14 protein-coding genes and 1 other RNA gene are annotated in these 16,828 nt (G+C 57.1%); 9 read left to right on the top strand and 6 right to left on the bottom strand.

Going from position 1 to position 16,828, the window contains the following annotated elements:
• Nucleotides 1-284, top strand: a 284-nt coding sequence (locus NG653_RS13770; protein ID WP_252742299.1) for a hypothetical protein, incomplete at its 5' end; no start/stop codon positions are given.
• Nucleotides 285-538: 254 nt separating this feature from the next.
• Here the strand turns inward: NG653_RS13770 and ssrA are convergent.
• Nucleotides 539-938, bottom strand: a transfer-messenger RNA (tmRNA) gene (gene ssrA / locus NG653_RS13765).
• Nucleotides 939-1,139: 201 nt separating this feature from the next.
• Here ssrA and NG653_RS13760 point away from each other — a divergent pair.
• Nucleotides 1,140-2,345: an NAD(P)-dependent oxidoreductase gene (locus tag NG653_RS13760; RefSeq protein ID WP_252742298.1), complete on the top strand. Its 1,206-nt coding sequence runs from the start codon at nt 1,140-1,142 to the stop codon at nt 2,343-2,345.
• Here NG653_RS13760 and NG653_RS13755 read toward each other — a convergent pair.
• Complete coding sequence (locus NG653_RS13755; RefSeq protein ID WP_252742297.1) at nt 2,342-3,484, bottom strand: Sb-PDE family phosphodiesterase; 1,143 nt, start codon at nt 3,482-3,484, stop codon at nt 2,342-2,344. The two genes, NG653_RS13760 and NG653_RS13755, sit on opposite strands and share 4 nt — an antisense overlap.
• A gap of 175 nt (nt 3,485-3,659) precedes the next feature.
• On the opposite strand from NG653_RS13755, the gene NG653_RS13750 reads away from it, so the two are divergent.
• Both NG653_RS13750 and NG653_RS13745 read left to right on the top strand, forming a co-directional pair.
• Nucleotides 3,660-3,923 carry a hypothetical protein gene (locus tag NG653_RS13750; RefSeq protein ID WP_252742296.1) on the top strand — a complete coding sequence of 88 codons (264 nt, stop codon included), beginning with the start codon at nt 3,660-3,662 and terminating at the stop codon, nt 3,921-3,923.
• The gene (locus NG653_RS13745; protein WP_252742295.1) at nt 3,924-4,289 is read left to right on the top strand and encodes a DUF1801 domain-containing protein; all 366 of its coding nucleotides are present in this window, start codon (nt 3,924-3,926) and stop codon (nt 4,287-4,289) included. It begins immediately after the preceding gene.
• 4 nt (nt 4,290-4,293) lie between these two features.
• Here the strand turns inward: NG653_RS13745 and kdsA are convergent, their stop codons facing one another.
• A complete protein-coding gene (gene kdsA / locus NG653_RS13740; RefSeq protein ID WP_252742294.1) occupies nt 4,294-5,112 on the bottom strand; it encodes a 3-deoxy-8-phosphooctulonate synthase in 819 nt (272 codons plus the stop codon).
• A 271-nt stretch (nt 5,113-5,383) separates the two neighbouring features.
• Between kdsA and NG653_RS13735 the strand changes: the two genes are divergently transcribed.
• On the top strand, nt 5,384-6,145 hold the full coding sequence (locus tag NG653_RS13735; protein WP_252742293.1) for an SDR family NAD(P)-dependent oxidoreductase: 762 nt from the start codon (nt 5,384-5,386) through the stop codon (nt 6,143-6,145).
• A gap of 266 nt (nt 6,146-6,411) precedes the next feature.
• Complete coding sequence (typA, locus tag NG653_RS13730; protein WP_252742292.1) at nt 6,412-8,214, top strand: translational GTPase TypA; 1,803 nt, start codon at nt 6,412-6,414, stop codon at nt 8,212-8,214.
• On the opposite strand, the gene ppgK is transcribed toward typA, so the two are convergent.
• The 3 genes from ppgK to NG653_RS13715 are packed head-to-tail and all read right to left on the bottom strand — an operon-like array spanning nt 8,215 to nt 10,555.
• On the bottom strand, nt 8,215-8,973 hold the full coding sequence (ppgK, locus tag NG653_RS13725; protein WP_252742291.1) for a polyphosphate--glucose phosphotransferase: 759 nt from the start codon (nt 8,971-8,973) through the stop codon (nt 8,215-8,217).
• Nucleotides 8,974-9,028: 55 nt separating this feature from the next.
• Nucleotides 9,029-9,844, bottom strand: a complete 816-nt coding sequence (locus tag NG653_RS13720; RefSeq protein WP_252742290.1) for an NUDIX hydrolase — start codon at nt 9,842-9,844, stop codon at nt 9,029-9,031.
• A gap of 27 nt (nt 9,845-9,871) precedes the next feature.
• The gene (locus tag NG653_RS13715; protein WP_252742300.1) at nt 9,872-10,555 is read right to left on the bottom strand and encodes a cell division ATP-binding protein FtsE; all 684 of its coding nucleotides are present in this window, start codon (nt 10,553-10,555) and stop codon (nt 9,872-9,874) included.
• A 144-nt stretch (nt 10,556-10,699) separates the two neighbouring features.
• Here NG653_RS13715 and NG653_RS13710 point away from each other — a divergent pair, with 144 nt between their 5' ends.
• The 3 genes from NG653_RS13710 to NG653_RS13700 all read left to right on the top strand — a co-directional run bounded on the left by NG653_RS13710 (nt 10,700) and on the right by NG653_RS13700 (nt 16,744).
• Nucleotides 10,700-13,717 (top strand): tetratricopeptide repeat protein, encoded by a 3,018-nt coding sequence (locus NG653_RS13710; RefSeq protein ID WP_252742289.1) that lies wholly within the window; start codon nt 10,700-10,702, stop codon nt 13,715-13,717.
• Nucleotides 13,718-13,732: 15 nt separating this feature from the next.
• Nucleotides 13,733-15,481 carry a porin family protein gene (locus NG653_RS13705; protein ID WP_252742288.1) on the top strand — a complete coding sequence of 583 codons (1,749 nt, stop codon included), beginning with the start codon at nt 13,733-13,735 and terminating at the stop codon, nt 15,479-15,481.
• Between the two features lie 123 nt (nt 15,482-15,604).
• Complete coding sequence (locus tag NG653_RS13700; protein WP_252742287.1) at nt 15,605-16,744, top strand: OmpA family protein; 1,140 nt, start codon at nt 15,605-15,607, stop codon at nt 16,742-16,744.
• Nucleotides 16,745-16,828: the final 84 nt, after the last annotated feature.

Here is a 16,828-nt window from a genome sequence, read left to right as displayed (position 1 = left end):
CCGCCTTCGGCGTTTCGGTGATCCCTTGCGCTCCCGTCCTGCAAACCCAAACCCTGCCCTGGCGCAGCCAGGGCGGTTTCGCGTTTCCTGTCCACGCATTCGAGCAAGCTGGCGCGCTGGCCTTCGAATCCCGGAGGCGTAACGAAAAAAGCCACGTGATGGATTACCTCACCGCCTTCGGCGTTTCGGTGATCCCTTGCGCTCCCGTCCTGCAAACCCAAACCCTGCCCTGGCGCAGCCAGGGCGGTTTCATGCCCCTGGTCCCCGCGAACAAGCAAGCTTGACGCGGTTGCCAGGAATGGCAACCCCCTAACCATGCAGGCCATTTTCCAATTTGGCGGTTGGGCCTGCTGAAAACGGGATTACCTCTCCGCCTTCGGCGCTTCGGTGATCCCTGAAGATCCCGTCCTGCAAACCCAAACCCTGCCCCGGCTGCGCCAGGGCGGTTTCGCGTTTCCTGTCCACGCATTCGAGCGAGCTCGATGCGTTCCCAGAAAACACGAAACCCCGCCGGGAACCCGGCGGGGTTTGGGTTTGATCGTGGAGCCGGAGGGATTCGAACCCTCGTCCAAACAAGCAATAACAATGCTTTCTACATGCTTAGTTTTTGATTGGTTGTCGGCGCGCAACTGACCAAAAACCGCCTATTGCGCACTTAGCTTCTTTGGTTTTATACCGTTGCCGAAGCTACATCGGTACTATGTTGACTTTTATGGTGCCCCCTTGTGGGTCGCCGCCAACAAGGGCTACCCGGGGACATTTAGCCTTCCCGCCTTGCAGGAAAACGCCATGACTTACTGTAATTCAGTCAATTAGGCAGCTAAAGCGTAGTTAGACTCGCCATCTAAAAAGGTTGAGTCATGAGATTAACGAGCTGTATCCCAGCGCTCGGCATGCTTACATCGCCATTGGTCTCGCTGTCAAAACCAGTCGGCCCCAGAGTTTCAAAGATCGTTCCTGCCATTTCGGCTATTGCCTTTTACAGGATCAGGTCCGCCTTTGCAAGGCTTTGGCGGACGGGGTTGCAAAGATACCATTTTTTTCGCCAGGCGTGACCGGGGAAGTACCCCGGGGCCCATGGATTTGCATACCCTTTCAATTCCGCCTATTTTAGCGCAAATTTCATACCAAACCTGCTGATGAAATTCGGATTGATCAGGGAACGCAAGACCCCCCCGGACCACCGGGTAGTACTATCGCCCGCGACCTGCCAAAAAGTCGTGGCTAAATTTCCGCAGGCCGAAATCGCGGCCGAGGCATCCCCGATCCGCGTATTCACGGATTCGGAATATCGCGAAGCGGGGATTCCCGTAGTGGAAGATATGGGCGAATGCGATGTCTTGCTGGGGGTGAAGGAGGTTCCGGTTTCTGCCCTGATACCCAACAAGAAATATTTCTTTTTTTCCCATACGATCAAAAAACAACCCTACAACCGGGAGTTGCTCCGGGCCATCCTGGAACACCGCATCGAGCTTTACGACCACGAAGTGCTGACTAACCCCAGGGGGCAACGCCTGGTGGCGTTCGGCAGGTATGCGGGGATTGTTGGGGCCTACAACGGATTTAGGGCCTATGGGCTCAAAACAGGGGATTACAGCCTTCCCAAAGCCTCCACCCTTACCGATCAGGAAGCCTTGCTAAAAGAACTCAACACCCTGGACCTCCCCCCGATCAAAATCCTGCTGACAGGTAAAGGCCGCGTCGGCAGCGGGGCCCGGGAAATGCTCGATGGCATGGGGTTGGAACGGGTTTCCGTGGCAGACTACCTCCACCGGGGATTTGACCACCCGGTTTACTGCCAGATCGACGCCTCCCATTACAACAAGCGCAAAGACGGGGTGCGCGGCAGCAGGGAGGATTTCATCGCACACCCGGAAGCCTACCAGTCCGATTTTTTCCGGTTTGCCCGCGTTACGGACCTCTTTATTGCTGGGCACTTTTACGGGGAGGGGGCGCCTTACCTTTTTACCCGGGAAGATGCGCGCCACCCCGATTTCCGCATCCGGGTGGTGGCAGATATCAGCTGCGATATCGACGGCCCGGTGGCCACTACCCTTAGGGCTTCCACCATTGCCGACCCGGTCTATGGGTATGATCCTGTAACCGAAAAGGAGACGGATTTCAAACATCCCAATGCCATTGCCGTTATGGCGGTGGACAACCTGCCGGCGGAATTGCCCCGTGATGCCAGCGAAGGGTTCGGGGAGGCGTTTTACAGGCATGTGATCCCTGCCTTCTTCGATGGGGATTCGGAAGGGATCCTGGAGCGGGCGCGGATGACCTGCGATGGGAAGCTCACCCCCCGCTATGCCTACCTGCAGGACTATGTAGACGGTAAGGCTTAATTCCCCGGATGGGCGGGGACCACCACTTTCCAGGAAATTACCGGGTGTTCCTTAGGGGCCGTATAGGCCCCCAGGGCCTTTAGCTGCAATTCCAGGGAATCCCTGATTTCCAATGTTTTCACCTGCAGGGTATAGGTTCCCCGGGAAGGAATTTCAAAAACAGGGGAGCTGCTGTAAAACGTGTACGGCATGGTGTTCTCAAAGAGGAGGTCTGAACTGGTCTGGTTTTCCAGCACGATTTTCAGGATCTGCGACCCCGGGAGGTACCCGGCTTCCTTTATGCTCACGCTGGCCCGGAGCAGGGGCTGGAGCCATTCTTCCCTGCCGACCCATAACCCGTTGTATACGGCTACGGTGCGTTTGGCAAACAAGGCTTCCTTCAGGCTCTCCGCATCCCGTGCTTTGGCGAAGACCAGGGTGATGGGCCGGTGGTTCCCTTTTTCTGTATAGTCCCAGTCGATAAGGCCATGGATGTCGCTGGTTCCCAGGATTGTGAGGCCTTCTTTCAGGGCAAGTTCCAGGGCTTCTTCCGAATAATCGGTGGTATTGATTACCTCGATCCCGTGCAGTTCCCCGTCGCGGATGCGCGCTTTCTGGAAATCGCTTAAAACCGGATTCCCCTGCGGACTCTGGGCGTACCAGGCCGGGTGGTTCCAAAATATAAAGGCCCCCTGATTCTTGGCTTCCCGGAACGGGACCTCCGGGGCCCCGGCCAGAAGGGCATTGGCGTCGGTGATAAATATGGCATTGCTATGCCCCATGGGGGCGCTTCGGGTGATTTCAGACCCGTGGATGAGGATCAGCTCGTGGTCGCGGGCTTCCTCCATCGCGATTTCGAAAGAACGGTTCCTGTCGGGGTGGGGGATATCGGCCTGGTGCGGCTGGTATTCGAGGTGTTCGGTCAGAGAGATGGCATCCAGGCCTTCCCTGAGGGCCTCCATGACCCGGATGTCGGGCCAAACGCTCCCATCGGAGAACACCGTGTGCTGGTGGAGGTCAGTGGTCAGGGTAAGGTACCCGGGGATGTCCGGGAATTCAACAGGCGTGGCCGCCTGGTGGGTATGTGCCTGGGAAAAGCCTGCGATAGGCAACAGCAGCAGGGCGCAAAGGCCCAGGTAGGGCAAGAAGAAACGCGGCATGGGTTGGTGTTTAGAATCTCAAAAATAAGCCCCTGGATTGACATGGATGGAAATTTGGCATTAAGAAATGGTTTCCCCGCCAAACAAAGTCCACCCCCGTGGGGGCAAAAAAATGGTTCCCTTGAGATACATGAAATGAATTTTACTATCTTATCGGGCTATTTATTGTATTGACTTGCATTTTCACTGGATTTTTCAAGAAGGGCAGCAGCGGGCAGACCAAAGGTTCCTCATCGACCTGGAATACCGGCTCAGGCCCAGGATTACCCGGTTTTTGATGGACCGGCTGGGGATGGACTGTTGTGAGGACTTTTCATGCTTCCATTTTGAAGTGGATATGGTGCAGCGCGAAATCCGGATCTCGGATCAAACCCCCGAGCGGTACACCCGGTTGCTTTGTGTTGATTTCCAACGGGAGATCAGTACAGACTGTTGCTAGATGAACCCAGCCGAAGCCTATATCCTCGGGCAACAAGAGCCCTTCCGCACCCTTTTGCTCCAATTGCAGGTGCTTATTGAGCAGGGCGTGCCCGGGGCAACCCTGAAGTTCAAATACCGCATCCCTTTTTATTACCTCCACGGAAGCCCCTTTTGCTACCTGAACCAGTCCCGTGACTATGTGGATCTTGGATTCTACCGGGGAGCCTGGCTTACCCGGCATACGGAATTAATGGAATGCCGCGGCCGCAAAGCCGTGAAGTCCCTGCGCTATCGGCGCCCGGAAGACATAGACCCCGGGGTGCTTATTGAAGTGCTCGGGGAAGCTGTCGGGGTACAGTCCCGACCCTGGAAAAAACATGCCTGAAACCTCAGAAATCGTTAACCGTTTGCCGCAGGGCGGTCAGGCGGGTGAGCAGCCTTTCGAGCTGGTCGAGGGGCAGCATGTTGGCCCCGTCGCTTTTGGCGCTGGCCGGGTCAAAATGGGTTTCGATAAAGATTCCGTCAACCCCGGTGGCAATCCCCGCCCGGGCAATGGTTTCGATCAGTTCCGGACGCCCCCCGGTAACCCCTGAAGCCTGGTTGGGCTGTTGGAGGGAATGGGTGACATCGAGGACCACCGGCGCAAATTGCTTCATTACCGGGACCCCCCGGAAATCGACGATCAGGTCCTGGTATCCGAACATGGTCCCCCGGTCAGTGATCAGGACCTGCGAATTGCCGGAGTCGGTTACCTTGGCCACGGCGTGCTTCATGCTCTCCGGGCTCATGAATTGTCCTTTTTTCAGGTTAACCACCTTGCCCGTATTGGCCGCTGCCACCACCAGGTCGGTCTGCCGGACCAGGAAGGCCGGGATCTGGAGTACATCCACGTACTCTGCAGCCATGGCCGCATCGTCGATCTCATGGATATCGGTAACCGTGGGCACCCCGAAGTGTTCCGATACTTTTTTCAAGATACGCAGGGCCTTTTCGTCGCCGATCCCGGTGAAGGAATCCACCCTGCTGCGATTGGCCTTTTTAAAGCTGCCTTTGAAAATATAGGGGATTTTAAGGCGGTCTGCGATGCCGGTTACGGTTTCGGCAATCTGCATTGCCATGGCCTCCCCCTCAATGGCGCAGGGCCCGGCCAGCAGGAAAAAATTCTTTTCAGCAGTATATTTTAATTGCGGGATGGCGGAAAGGTCCATTTCATAAAGTTTTCGCAAAGATAGAAACTAATGGGGGAGCTTTTAATATCTTGAAATCCAAACCCTGAAAAACGATGGGCTTGCGATTTTTTGTCCTGTTGTTCATGATTCCGGTTGGGGGCATGCCCCCCCTCCCCATATCTAAGATAATCAGGTTTACTGCAAAAACCCCGCACCCGTCAACCTTCTTCCTGCCTTCATCTCCCAGTTGATTCAGGTCATTTCAAGAATTGCGCCCACAACCTACATTAAGGCCTCTAAAACGTGAGATATGAAAAGGTTAAATGACAAGGTGGCCCTTGTTACCGGGGCTGCCGCAGGTATAGGCAGGGAGACGGCAGCAATATTCCTGAGGGAAGGTGCCCGGGTAATGCTCGTGGATGTTAATGAGGAGGCTTTACGGGCCACCGTGGAGGAGTTAGGGAAGTTGAACACGGCGTATTGCGTAGCCGACGTATCGGATTCCGACCAGGTTAAGAAGTATGTAAAGGAGACCCTGGATGCTTTTGGCCGGATCGATGTGTTTTTCAATAATGCCGGCATCGAGGGAAACTCCTACCCGATGGCCGAATATCCGGAAGCGCTTTTTGATAAAGTCCTGGCGGTTAATGTGAAGGGGGTTTGGCTGGGGTGCCAGCACGTGCTCCCAGCCATGTCGGAAGGCGGTAGTGCTATCATTACCTCATCGGTAGCAGGCCTGAAGGGCATGCAGGGGTTGGGGGCGTATGTGACCAGCAAGCACGCCGTTATCGGCATAATGCGGGTGGCAGCCCTTGAATTTGCCGACAGGAAAATACGCGTCAACACGGTGCATCCGGGGCCGGTCAATACCGGGATGATGGAGAGGATTGAAGCCGACGTCTCTCCTGAAGATACCCGGAAGGCAAAACAAGGCTTCGAAGCCATGATTCCACTGAATCGTTATGCCGAAGCGGGGGAAATTGCGGATCTCGTCCTGTTCCTCGCGTCTGACGAAAGCAGGTATATTTCGGGAAATACCTATGTGATCGACGGGGGGATGATGGCGAAATAGGCCTTAGGCAGTCGCCGGGCATGGAATGAACCCCCCGGCCGCCTACATAACTGCAGGCGGCCTGGGGGATGTTGTTGAATCTGGCTGCCCTGGCAGCAGGGGGTGCAACCCCCTCCCCATTGCGAAGATAACCTGATTTCCTGCAGGAACCCCGCACCCTGTAAATGGTGCCGGAAGGGGCTAATGATACCCTTTCGTTAAATAAAACGGCACAATGGCAATTCAAGGAGAATTAGGCGTATCTTTGCGCGCTTAAAATCAGTGCCATGGCCGAGATAAAGAACATTGCCATTATCGCCCACGTTGACCACGGAAAGACCACCCTGGTAGACAAAATCCTCCATTTCTGCCAACTCTTCCGCGAGAATGAGCATACCGGGGACCTGATCCTCGACAACAACGACCTGGAGCGTGAAAGGGGAATTACCATTGTTTCCAAGAATGTCTCGGTGACCTACCGCGATACCAAAATCAATATCATCGATACCCCCGGCCACGCCGACTTCGGTGGCGAGGTGGAAAGGGTGCTTAACATGGCCGACGGGGTGCTGCTGCTGGTAGATGCCTTTGAAGGGCCTATGCCACAGACGCGTTTCGTCCTCCAGAAGGCGATCAGTATGGGGTTGAAACCCTGTGTGGTCATCAACAAGGTGGATAAGCCCAATTGTACCCCCGACGAGGTCCATGAAAAAGTTTTTGACCTGATGTTCGAACTGGGGGCCGAGGAATGGCAATTGGATTTCCCGACGGTCTATGGTTCCGCCAAGGAGAACTGGATGTCCCAGGACTGGAAGCACCGCACAAATTCCATTGCCCCCCTGCTCGACATGGTGCTGGAACATATCCCTGTTTTTGTACCTGAAGAAGGTTCCACGCAGATGCTGGTGACCTCCCTCGATTATTCCTCCTATACTGGCCGTATCGCCATTGGCCGCCTGCAGCGCGGGAGCCTGAAAGAAGGGCAGGATATCGCCCTGATCAAGCGCAACGGCAAGCAGGTGCGTTCCCGGATCAAGGAATTGCACACCTTTGAAGGGCTTGGGCGCACCCGCGTTTCCAGCCTTCAAGTGGGGGACATAGGGGCCCTGGTGGGCCTGGAAGGCTTTGAAATCGGGGATACGGTGGCCGATGTGGAGCGCCCGGAAGCCCTGGGCAGCATCGCCATCGACGAGCCTACCATGAGCATGCTGTTTACCATCAACGATAGCCCGTTCTTTGGCAAGGACGGGAAATTCGTAACCTCCCGGCATATCAAGGAACGCCTCGAACGCGAGCTGGAGAAAAACCTTGCCCTGAGGGTGGAGGAGACCGACAGCGCAGAGAAATTCATGGTCTATGGCAGGGGGGTGCTGCACCTTTCCGTGCTTATTGAAACCATGAGGCGGGAAGGGTATGAATTGCAGATCGGGCAGCCGCAGGTGATCCTGAAGGACATCGACGGGCAGCAGTGCGAGCCTGTGGAATCCCTGACCATAGACCTGCCTGAGGAAGTTTCCGGAAAGGCTGTGGAGATGGTCGCCATGCGCAAAGGTGAAATGACCCGGATGGAGTCCAGGGGCGGGCGGATGGTATGTGAATTCATCATCCCCTCCAGGGGCATCATAGGCCTTAGGAACCAGCTGCTGACGGCTACGGCCGGGGAAGCCATCATGGCCCACCGGTTCCTGGAATACCAGCCCCTGAAAGGGAACATCCCACAGCGACAAAACGGTTCCATGGTCTCCATGGAAATGGGTAAGGCCATTCCCTATTCCATCGACAAGCTCCAGGAGCGGGGCCGCTTTTTTGTGGATCCGGGCGAGGACATTTACGAGGGGCAGGTCATAGGGGAGAATTCCCGGGGCGACGATATGGTGGTGAATGTGACCAAGACCAAGAAACTCACCAACGTGAGGGCCTCCGGCTCAGACGATAAGGCCCGCATTGTACCCGCAATCAAGTTTTCCCTGGAAGAAGCCCTGGAATATATCCAGAAAGATGAGTATGTGGAGGTGACCCCCAAACACATCCGACTGCGAAAAATCCTTCTGAAGGAGACCGACCGGAAGCGGGCTAAGCCCGGTGCCTGATTACTGGAGGTAGAGTTCCGGGTGGTCGGCCAGGCAGGCCGTTGCCGCCCCGATAATGCCGGCCTGGTTCTGTAACCCGGCGGGGATTACGGGGGTTTCGATCCGGATGTAGCGTTGGTATTCCTCGAAATCCTTGGAGGTTCCCCCGCCCAGGATAATGGCGTCTGGGTTTACGACCAGTTCCACCAGTTCCAGGAATTTATTGAAACGCTTGCCCCATTTCTTCCAGGTGAGGCCTTCCCGCTCCTTGGCGGAGGCGGCGGCCCAGGTTTCGATTTTGTCGTATTTTTTATAGGGAATCTGCCCCAGTTCGAAACTGGGGATAAGTCGGCCGTCCAGGAAGGCCCCGCTGCCCAGGCCCGTGCCGATGGTAATCATGATCACAAACCCCTTCATCCCTCTTCCCACGCCGTAATTCATGGCTGCGTAGCCGGCGGCATCCGCATCGTTGATGACGGTAAAGTCGTTTCCCGAGGCCTTTTTGAAGAGTTCTTCCACGTTAACCTCAAGCCAGGAAGGATCGAGGTTCCCGGGGGATTTACACACCCCTTTTTTGATCAGGGTGGGAAACCCGCATCCAACCGGGCCCTGGTATTCGAAGTGCCGGACAATTTCGGCGACCACCCGGGCCATAGCCTCGGGCGTCCGCGGTTCCGGGGTGGGGATGCGGTAGCGTTCCGTAAGCATTTCACCGGTTTCCATGTGGACCAGGGCTCCTTTGATACCGGAACCACCCACGTCTATGCCAAGTACTTCCATGGAGGGGATGTTGTTTCGGCCCGCAAAATACAAAAAAGGATCTACTCCCTGCAGGTCATTGCAGGCCCCCCTTTTTTTGAAGGAAGTCAAAGACCAGCTGGTCAACCGGGGCCAGCAGGTCCCTGTCGGGGTAAGAGAGCCAAACGAGTTCCTCGATTTCAGCCGAGGGATGCAGGGTACCGGTGTACCTGCCCGTATAGCAGCTCAGGCGCACCTGGATGCCCGGGGGTTGCCCGTCTGCCTGGGCCTCAAAGACCCCCAGGGGCTCGATGCTGGGCCCGACCAGGCCAACCCCGAGTTCTTCCCGTATTTCCCGCTGCAGGGCCTGGACCTCGCTCTCATCCGGAAGGCGCTTCCCCCCCGGGATGTAGTACAGGCGCTTGCCCACGCTCCGGCTGCAGAGGATGCGGCCGTCCTCGAGGTGTACCCAACTTACCGCTTCAATGACCTGGCTGCTGGGCTCTATGTAATAGTCGATGGAATTCAGGGAGTGGTTGGGGTCAATGCGGTCCAGCAGGGCATCGATGGCCCTTCCGAAAGCGGTTAGGGTACCGTTGCGTTTGTTCCGGCCCAGGGCGTTGCTGATCGTTTCGTCCCGGTTGCCGAAGGGATAGCCCCCCCGCCTGACCCATAGCACGTTCAACAGGTGCTGCATCAGGACATTGCCCAGCTGGTCAATGGAAATGGCAACCTGCAGGAGGTATTCCCCGAGGCCCCTGAAGCCCTTTTTGAAAGTGCTGTGGAAAATCCCGTACAGGAACCCCAGGGGTCCGGTAACCACCAGCAGGACGATGGAGATCGCGAAAAGGAGTAACCCGATCAGGGGCGGGGTGCGGGTATCGGGCTGCCGGGGACGTTTTCTGAAGATCATGGGCGTTCGAAGGGGTGAGGTACCTTCCTAACCCGCCTTCTGGATGACTTCGAATACCTTGTTGCCATCGCATTTCAGGGTTTTGGAAGGGTATTTCAGGATCAGGGCGTAGTCGTGGGTGGCCATCAGGATGGTCCTGCCGGTTTTGTTGATTTCCTGCAGTACCTTCATGACCTCCACACTCGTCTGGGGGTCCAGGTTGCCCGTGGGTTCATCGGCCAGGATCAGTTCCGGGTCGTTGAGCAGGGCCCGGGCAATGGCGATCCGCTGCTGTTCGCCCCCGGAAAGTTCGTGGGGGAATTTAAACCCCTTGGTTTTCATCCCTACCTTGTCGAGGACGGCCTCGATGCGCTCCTTCATTTTTTCAGCGTCCTTCCAGCCGGTTGCCCGCAGCACAAAAAGCAGGTTGTTGAAGATGTTGCGGTCGGGAAGCAGCTTGAAGTCCTGGAAAACAATACCCAGTTTCCGCCTCAGGTGGGGGATATCTTTTTCCTTCAGGGTCTTCAGGTCGAAGCCCACGATTTGCCCTTCCCCGTGACCCAGGGGGAGGTCGGCATAAAGGGTTTTCATGAAGCTGCTTTTCCCGCTGCCGGTTTTCCCGATCAGGTAGACGAATTCCCCTGGCCTGATCTCCAGGGAAATATCATTGAGTACCATATTCTCCTGCTGGTATACGGCAGCATCTTTAAGGGAGAGCACGTTTTCGGCCATAGTCTGCTTGTTGATATAAAAGTAAAAAGTTCCGGGCAATCCATTGGCCATCTGCCCCAAAATTCCCTTAATTCGCCTCAAGGTACATACTTGCCTGCGGATATTGCCGTTATTAATGGAAATTCGCTAACTCCTGAGAACACTATGCGAAAACGACTCACCCTGTTGCCGGTGCTCCTGCTCGCTATGGCTTATGGCCGGGGACAGGAATCCCTGATTTATACCCACCCCGGGAGGGAATTCCAGCAGGCCCTCGACCTGTACCACAACAGGCAGTACCAGGCGGCCCAGAACCTGTTTCAGCAGTTCCTGGACCAATCCAGCGATGCGGAAACCCGGGCCGATGCGGCCTACTACATCGCCAATGCGGCCGTGCGCCTCAACCAGTTGGGGGCCGACCACCTCATGGAAGCCTTCGTGGAAAACCACCCGGAGTCCCCCCGCAGGAATACGGCATACCTGGATGTGGGCAATTACTACTTCGACCAGGGCCGGTATCCCCAGGCCCTGAAATGGTTCCAAAAGGCAGATCCCGGAACCCTCGACCGAAAGGAGCGGGAAGCATTTGATTTCCGGATGGGGTATGCCCTGTACAGTTCCGGCAGGCCGGGGGATGCGGAGCCCTACCTGAAGCGGGTGGCCAATTCCGGGCAGTATGGTTCCCAGGCAAAATATTACCTTGGGTACATCGCCTATGAGCAGGACGATTATAAGCAGGCCAACGAGCGCTTTGACCAGATTGCCGACCAGGAGGTACTCAGGGAAAAGCTTTCCTATTACCAGGCCGACATGAATTTCAAGCTCGGCAATTTCGAGCAGGCCATTGAGCAGGCCAAAAAGCAGCTCCCGAAGGCCGATCGCAGCGAGGCCTCCGAATTGAACAAGATTATTGGGGAGAGCTACTTCAACCTGGGCCAGTACGGCAACGCCATCCCCTACCTGGAACAGTACCAGGGGAGGCGCGGCCGCTGGTCACATACCGATTATTACCTCCTTGGGTATGCCTATTACCAGATGAAGGACTACCCGAAGGCCATTGGGCAATTCAACAAAATCATCGACGGGCAGGACGCTGTGGCACAAAACGCCTATTACCACCTGGCGGAATGTTACCTGAACCTCGATCGGAAACAGGAAGCCCTTAATGCGTTCAGGAATGCCTCGCTCATGGAGTTCAGCCCGGAAATCCGAAAGGATGCCCTGTTGAACTATGCCCGGCTGAGCTACGAAATCGGGAATGCCTTTGAACCGGTGCCCGTTGCCCTGCGCGGTTACCTCGAGGCGTATCCGGGTGACGCCAATGCAGACGAGGTGCGGAAATTGCTGGTGGATTCCTACCTTACCTCCCGCGATTTCCAGGGGGCCCTGGAGCTCCTGGAGGGGTCCCGCGGCGCTGCCCGGGATGAAACGTACCAGAAGGTAGCCTTTTACCGGGGGGTGGAATATTTCCTGGAAGACCAGCCTCAAGAAGCGCTGACGCTTTTCGGGAAATCCCTGGACGCGGCCTTCGACCCCATTTTTGAGGCCCGTGCCCGGTTCTGGCAGGCAGAGGCGGCCTATGCGCTGGAACGATATGAGGAGGCCCTGGCCGGGTACCTGCGTTTCCGGGACCTCCCCCGGGCCTCTTCCCTTGAGGAATACCAGGGGCTGGAATACCAGATCGGGTATGCTTATTTCAAGTTGAAAGAGTACGGGAAGGCCGCCGGGCATTTCCGCACCTTTTCGGGCAGGGCCCCAGCCGGGACCGCGAAGGCCGATGCACTCATGCGCCTGGGGGACAGCTATTTTATGGGTCGCCAGTACCGGGAAGCCATGGCGGCCTACGAAGACGCCAAGGGATCGGGAAGCCCTGAGAAGGATTATGCCGATTACCAAAAAGCCCTGGCCCTGGGTTTCCTCGGCCGGGAAGGGGAGAAGCAGAAGGCCCTGGAGGCTTTCACCCGGGCCTACCCAACCAGCACCCTTAAGGATGATGCCCTTTTTGAACTGGGCAACTCCCGCGCCCAGGAAGGGGAAGATGTGGCGGCCATACAGGCTTACGACCAGCTTTTATCGGAATACCGCATGAGTTCCCTGGTCCCGGCTGCCCTGATGCGCAAGGGGCTGGTGTACTACAACAGCGGGAGGAACCAGGAGGCCCTGGGGGTCTTCAAGGAGGTGGCTTCGCGCTTCCCGGGGACCCAGGAAGCCGCCCAGGCCGTTCAGAGCGTGAAGCTTATCTATATGGACCTGGGGGAGGTGGACCAGTATGCCACCTGGGTCAGGGGCCTGGGCTTTGTGGAGGTAAGCGACCAGGAACTTGAGGCCGCTTCTTTTCAGGCCGCTGAAAAACAGCGCCTCGAGGGGAATGCCCAAAGGGCCGTGAAGGCTTACGCCGCCTACCTCGAACAATTCCCGGGCGGGCCGGCAGCCCTGGAAGCCCGGTTCAGGCTGGGCCAGTTGTATTTCGACGGGGGCGAGCCCGAAAAGGCCCTGGAGCAATTCAAGGTTGTTGCCCAGTCGGGAAGGGGCGATATGGCAGAGCAATCCCTTACCCGGATTTGTGAGGTCCTCCTCGCGGGCGAGGATTTTCCCGCAGCCCTTCCCTACCTGAAGAAGTTGGAGGAAATGGCAGATATCACCCAAAACAGGACTTTTGCGCAATCGAACCTCATGAAGGCGTATTTCCGCGAGAAAGACTACCAACAGACTCTTTCTTATGCCCGAAAGGTCCTGGAGAATCCTTCCCTCGACCCAAGGATCCGTTCCGATGCCCGACTGATGATCGCACGGTCCGCCCGGGAGACCGGGGACCAGGAGGCCGCCAGGGCTGCCTATGCCGAAGTCCTGGGGGAAGCCTCCGGGGCCGCAGCCGCAGAGGCCCTTTATTACCAGGCTTATTACAGCCGGCAGGATGGGGACCTTGAGGCCTCCAATGCTGCGGTGCAGCAGTTGGTACGCGATTTTTCGACCCATAGGGAATGGGGTGGGAAAGGGCTGCTTTTGATGGCGCGGAATTTTGATCAACTCGACGACGTGTTCCAGGCCACCTACATCCTGGAGAACGTGGTGAAAAGTTTTACGGATTTCCCGGACCTGGTCTCAGAGGCAGGGGAGGAGCTGGCCAGGATCAGGGCAAGGGAAGCCAGCCCGAATACCCCCGGGAACCCCCAGGGAAATTAACCAAGTATGCACCGAATGAAAACAAGCCATTTATGCTGCCTTTACGCAGTATTCCTGTTTGCGGGGGGACTGACCGCCCAGGAAAAGGACCTGGGCACTGAAACGGTTACCGTTGTGAGGCCCTATGATCCGGCGGTAGCCGATGCCGCGAAAATCCGCCCCCTGCCACAACTGAGCGACAGCATCCTCGGAAAGAAAATCGCGGTGGCCTACACCATATATTCTGTGCCGGTCGCTTCCACGTTTACCCCGGCCAAGGGGAGGGCGGCAGAGGTGGCCCGGACAGCTCCCGAAAAGCTTTACAACACCCAGGCCACGATGGGCCTGGGGAATTACAACAATGCCCTGGCAAGCCTGTACACCAGCCGGGATTTTGACCGGGGCAAACAGCGACTCGACTTCGGCCTGGACCATTTTTCATCCAGGGGGGAGATCGAAGGGACCCCGTTGGACGCCGATTTTTACAATACAGCCCTGGACCTTGCGTATTCCAGGAAAGCGCGTGACCTGGACTGGAAGGTGGGGACGGCCCTTGAGCACCGCCGATACCATTGGTACGGCGCCCCGGAAAACCTTTTGGACGACCCGGACCTCCTGGGGGCAGATGCCGCCCAGGATTATTTCCGGGCTGCCCTGAACGGCAGGGTGGCCCTCTCCGATTCCTATTTCCGCGAAGCGGCTGTTTCCATGTACCGGTTTTGGGATGCCGCAGGCTCCGGGGAGAACCGACTGGTCCTGGAGACGGAATTTGAGTTACCTGTAAGCGAGGAAACGTTTACGCTCGGGGTGGTGCTCGACTATGTGGGCGGGGAGTTCGAAAATGCCCCCCTGACCAGCCTGCAGTCGGGTCCCGGGGTGGCCTATGGGAATTTCCAGGCTGGGGTGCAGCCTTCCCTCTTGCTGCAGCGCGACGACCTTAGGCTCGAACTGGGGGCGAAGCTGGTGTATGGGCTGGATGCGGAGAACAGCGAGAGCAATTTTTATATTTACCCGGCTGTAAAGGCTTCCTACCCGGTGGGTGGGGAGGCGGCTATTGCCTATGGCGGGGTGGAAGGCGGGTTGGTTCAGCAATCCTACTACGGGTTTACCGGGGAAAACCCCTTTGTATCCCCCACCCTTGAAGTGAGACCCACAGACCGGCAGTACGAGGCGTATGTGGGGTTGCGGGGCACCCTGCTCCCCCAGTTGAGCTATAACCTCAAAGGGATATACCGGGCCGAGAACTTCCTGCCCCTCTACCTGCTGAACCCCCAGCACCTGCAGCGCGCCGATGAGAAGGGGTATACCTTTGGAAACTCCTTCAGGGTTTTCTACGATGACGTGAGGACCCTTGGGGTTTTCGGGGAACTGCAACTGGTGCTGGGCCGGGAGTTTACCCTCGGGTTGAATGCTGCCGTAAATGATTACGACACGGAGACCGACAACCCTGCGTGGAACCTGCCGGCCCTGCAGGCTTCCCTTTTTGCGGACTACCAGGTGGGGGAACACTGGTCCTTCGCGGCCAACCTGTTCTACGTTGGGGAGCGGGACGACCTTTTTACCCAGGCCCAGGCCAATACGGCTCCGGAGGATTTCCCTGCCGTAGCCCTCACCCTGGACCCTTTCCTGGATCTCAACGCCCGTGTGGGATACCAGGTCAACCCCCAGGTTTCGGTCTTTCTGAAAGGGAATAACCTTGCCGGGAATGCCTATCAGCGGTGGGCGAATTTTCGGGTACAGGGCCTGCAGGTACTCGCCGGGGTGAGCTATTCCTTCGACTGGTAAAATGCTTTAAATCAGCGGTGTGCTGGCGCCTCACAGGATTTCTTTGCGGTTGGTCGAGGTCTTTTGCCCTGATGGCTGGTTTTTGGCCCGGAATAGGTATCTTGAGGCAAAACAGGCTTTTGGATGCGGTTTGGCAGTGGCGCTTCGGCCGGGTTTTTGATCCTGGCCCTTGTAGGGATTTCCGGCCTTCGGGCCCAGGGGAACCTCATCCCCAACCCGGGTTTTGAGGCCTTCGTGAAGTGCCCCGATTACCTGGGAAACTTTCATGGAGATGTCTCCGACTGGACGTGCCCGACGCAGGGTTCCACAGATTACTTCCACCGGTGCAGCGACCAGATGGGCAGCCCTTCCAATTTCAACGGCTCCCAGGAACCCCGGGAAGGGCAGGCCTATGCCGGCCTGTATGTCTATGCGCCCGGCGACTACCGCGAGTATATCAGTACCCGCCTCAGGGAACCCCTCCGGGAAGGAGTCCGTTATGAATTATCCTTTTATGTAAGCCTTTCTGAACGCTCCGATTACGCCATAAGCGAATTCGGCGCCCTACTGGCCAGTGCACCCCTCTCAGTACCCATCAAAAAGGAGCTTTCCAAAAGGCACTGGTATGCCCGGGAGGGTAATGCCTTTCATTTTCTTAAAGCGGGGGGGCACGATTTCCTGGGGGATACACGGGAATGGGTACGCCTGGCAGTGACTTTCGAGGCCCTTGGCGCTGAACGCTACCTGATCCTTGGAAATTTCAGTGCCAACCGGCAGACCCCGGTCCGAAAGACGGGCCGGAGCTCCAATAAGGGGGCGTATTATTACATCGACCAGGTGGAACTACGCCGGGCCGCAGGGGAGGATCCACTCGCCGCGACAGCAGCCGACCCTGTGGCGCGCGAGGGCTTTTCGCTCGATAGCCTTCAGGCTTTCCGGTCGGTACTTTTTGAATTCGACACGTATAGCCTTTCCGGGCCCGGGAAGGAAGAACTCCAATCGCTGTTCAGTTTTTTAAGGGAAAACCCCGACCTGCACCTCTTCCTTGGGGGCCATACCGATGCCAGGGGCACCAACGCCTACAACCAAAAACTTTCCGACCTGCGCTGCCAGGCGGTGGTTTCCTACCTGAAGCAACTCGGGTTGGATGGGCAACGGATCCGGTGGGAAGGCTTTGGGGCCTCCCGGCCGGTGGCCGGTAACGACACCGAAGCAGGCCGCAGGGCAAACCGGCGGGTTGAATTCCTGATTCGACGGCAAAGCTTCGCGGCGGAAGGGGAATAGCTTTATAAATCGAACAGCCGGTATGCCCGGTGAACGGGATCCGGGTGGCCTGACCCGGGCTGAAGCCGCGGCCGGCGGCAAAAA

Source organism: Robiginitalea marina, assembly GCF_024006985.1.
Classification (GTDB): domain Bacteria; phylum Bacteroidota; class Bacteroidia; order Flavobacteriales; family Flavobacteriaceae; genus Robiginitalea; species Robiginitalea marina.
This window is presented reverse-complemented; position numbering and strand designations above follow the sequence as displayed.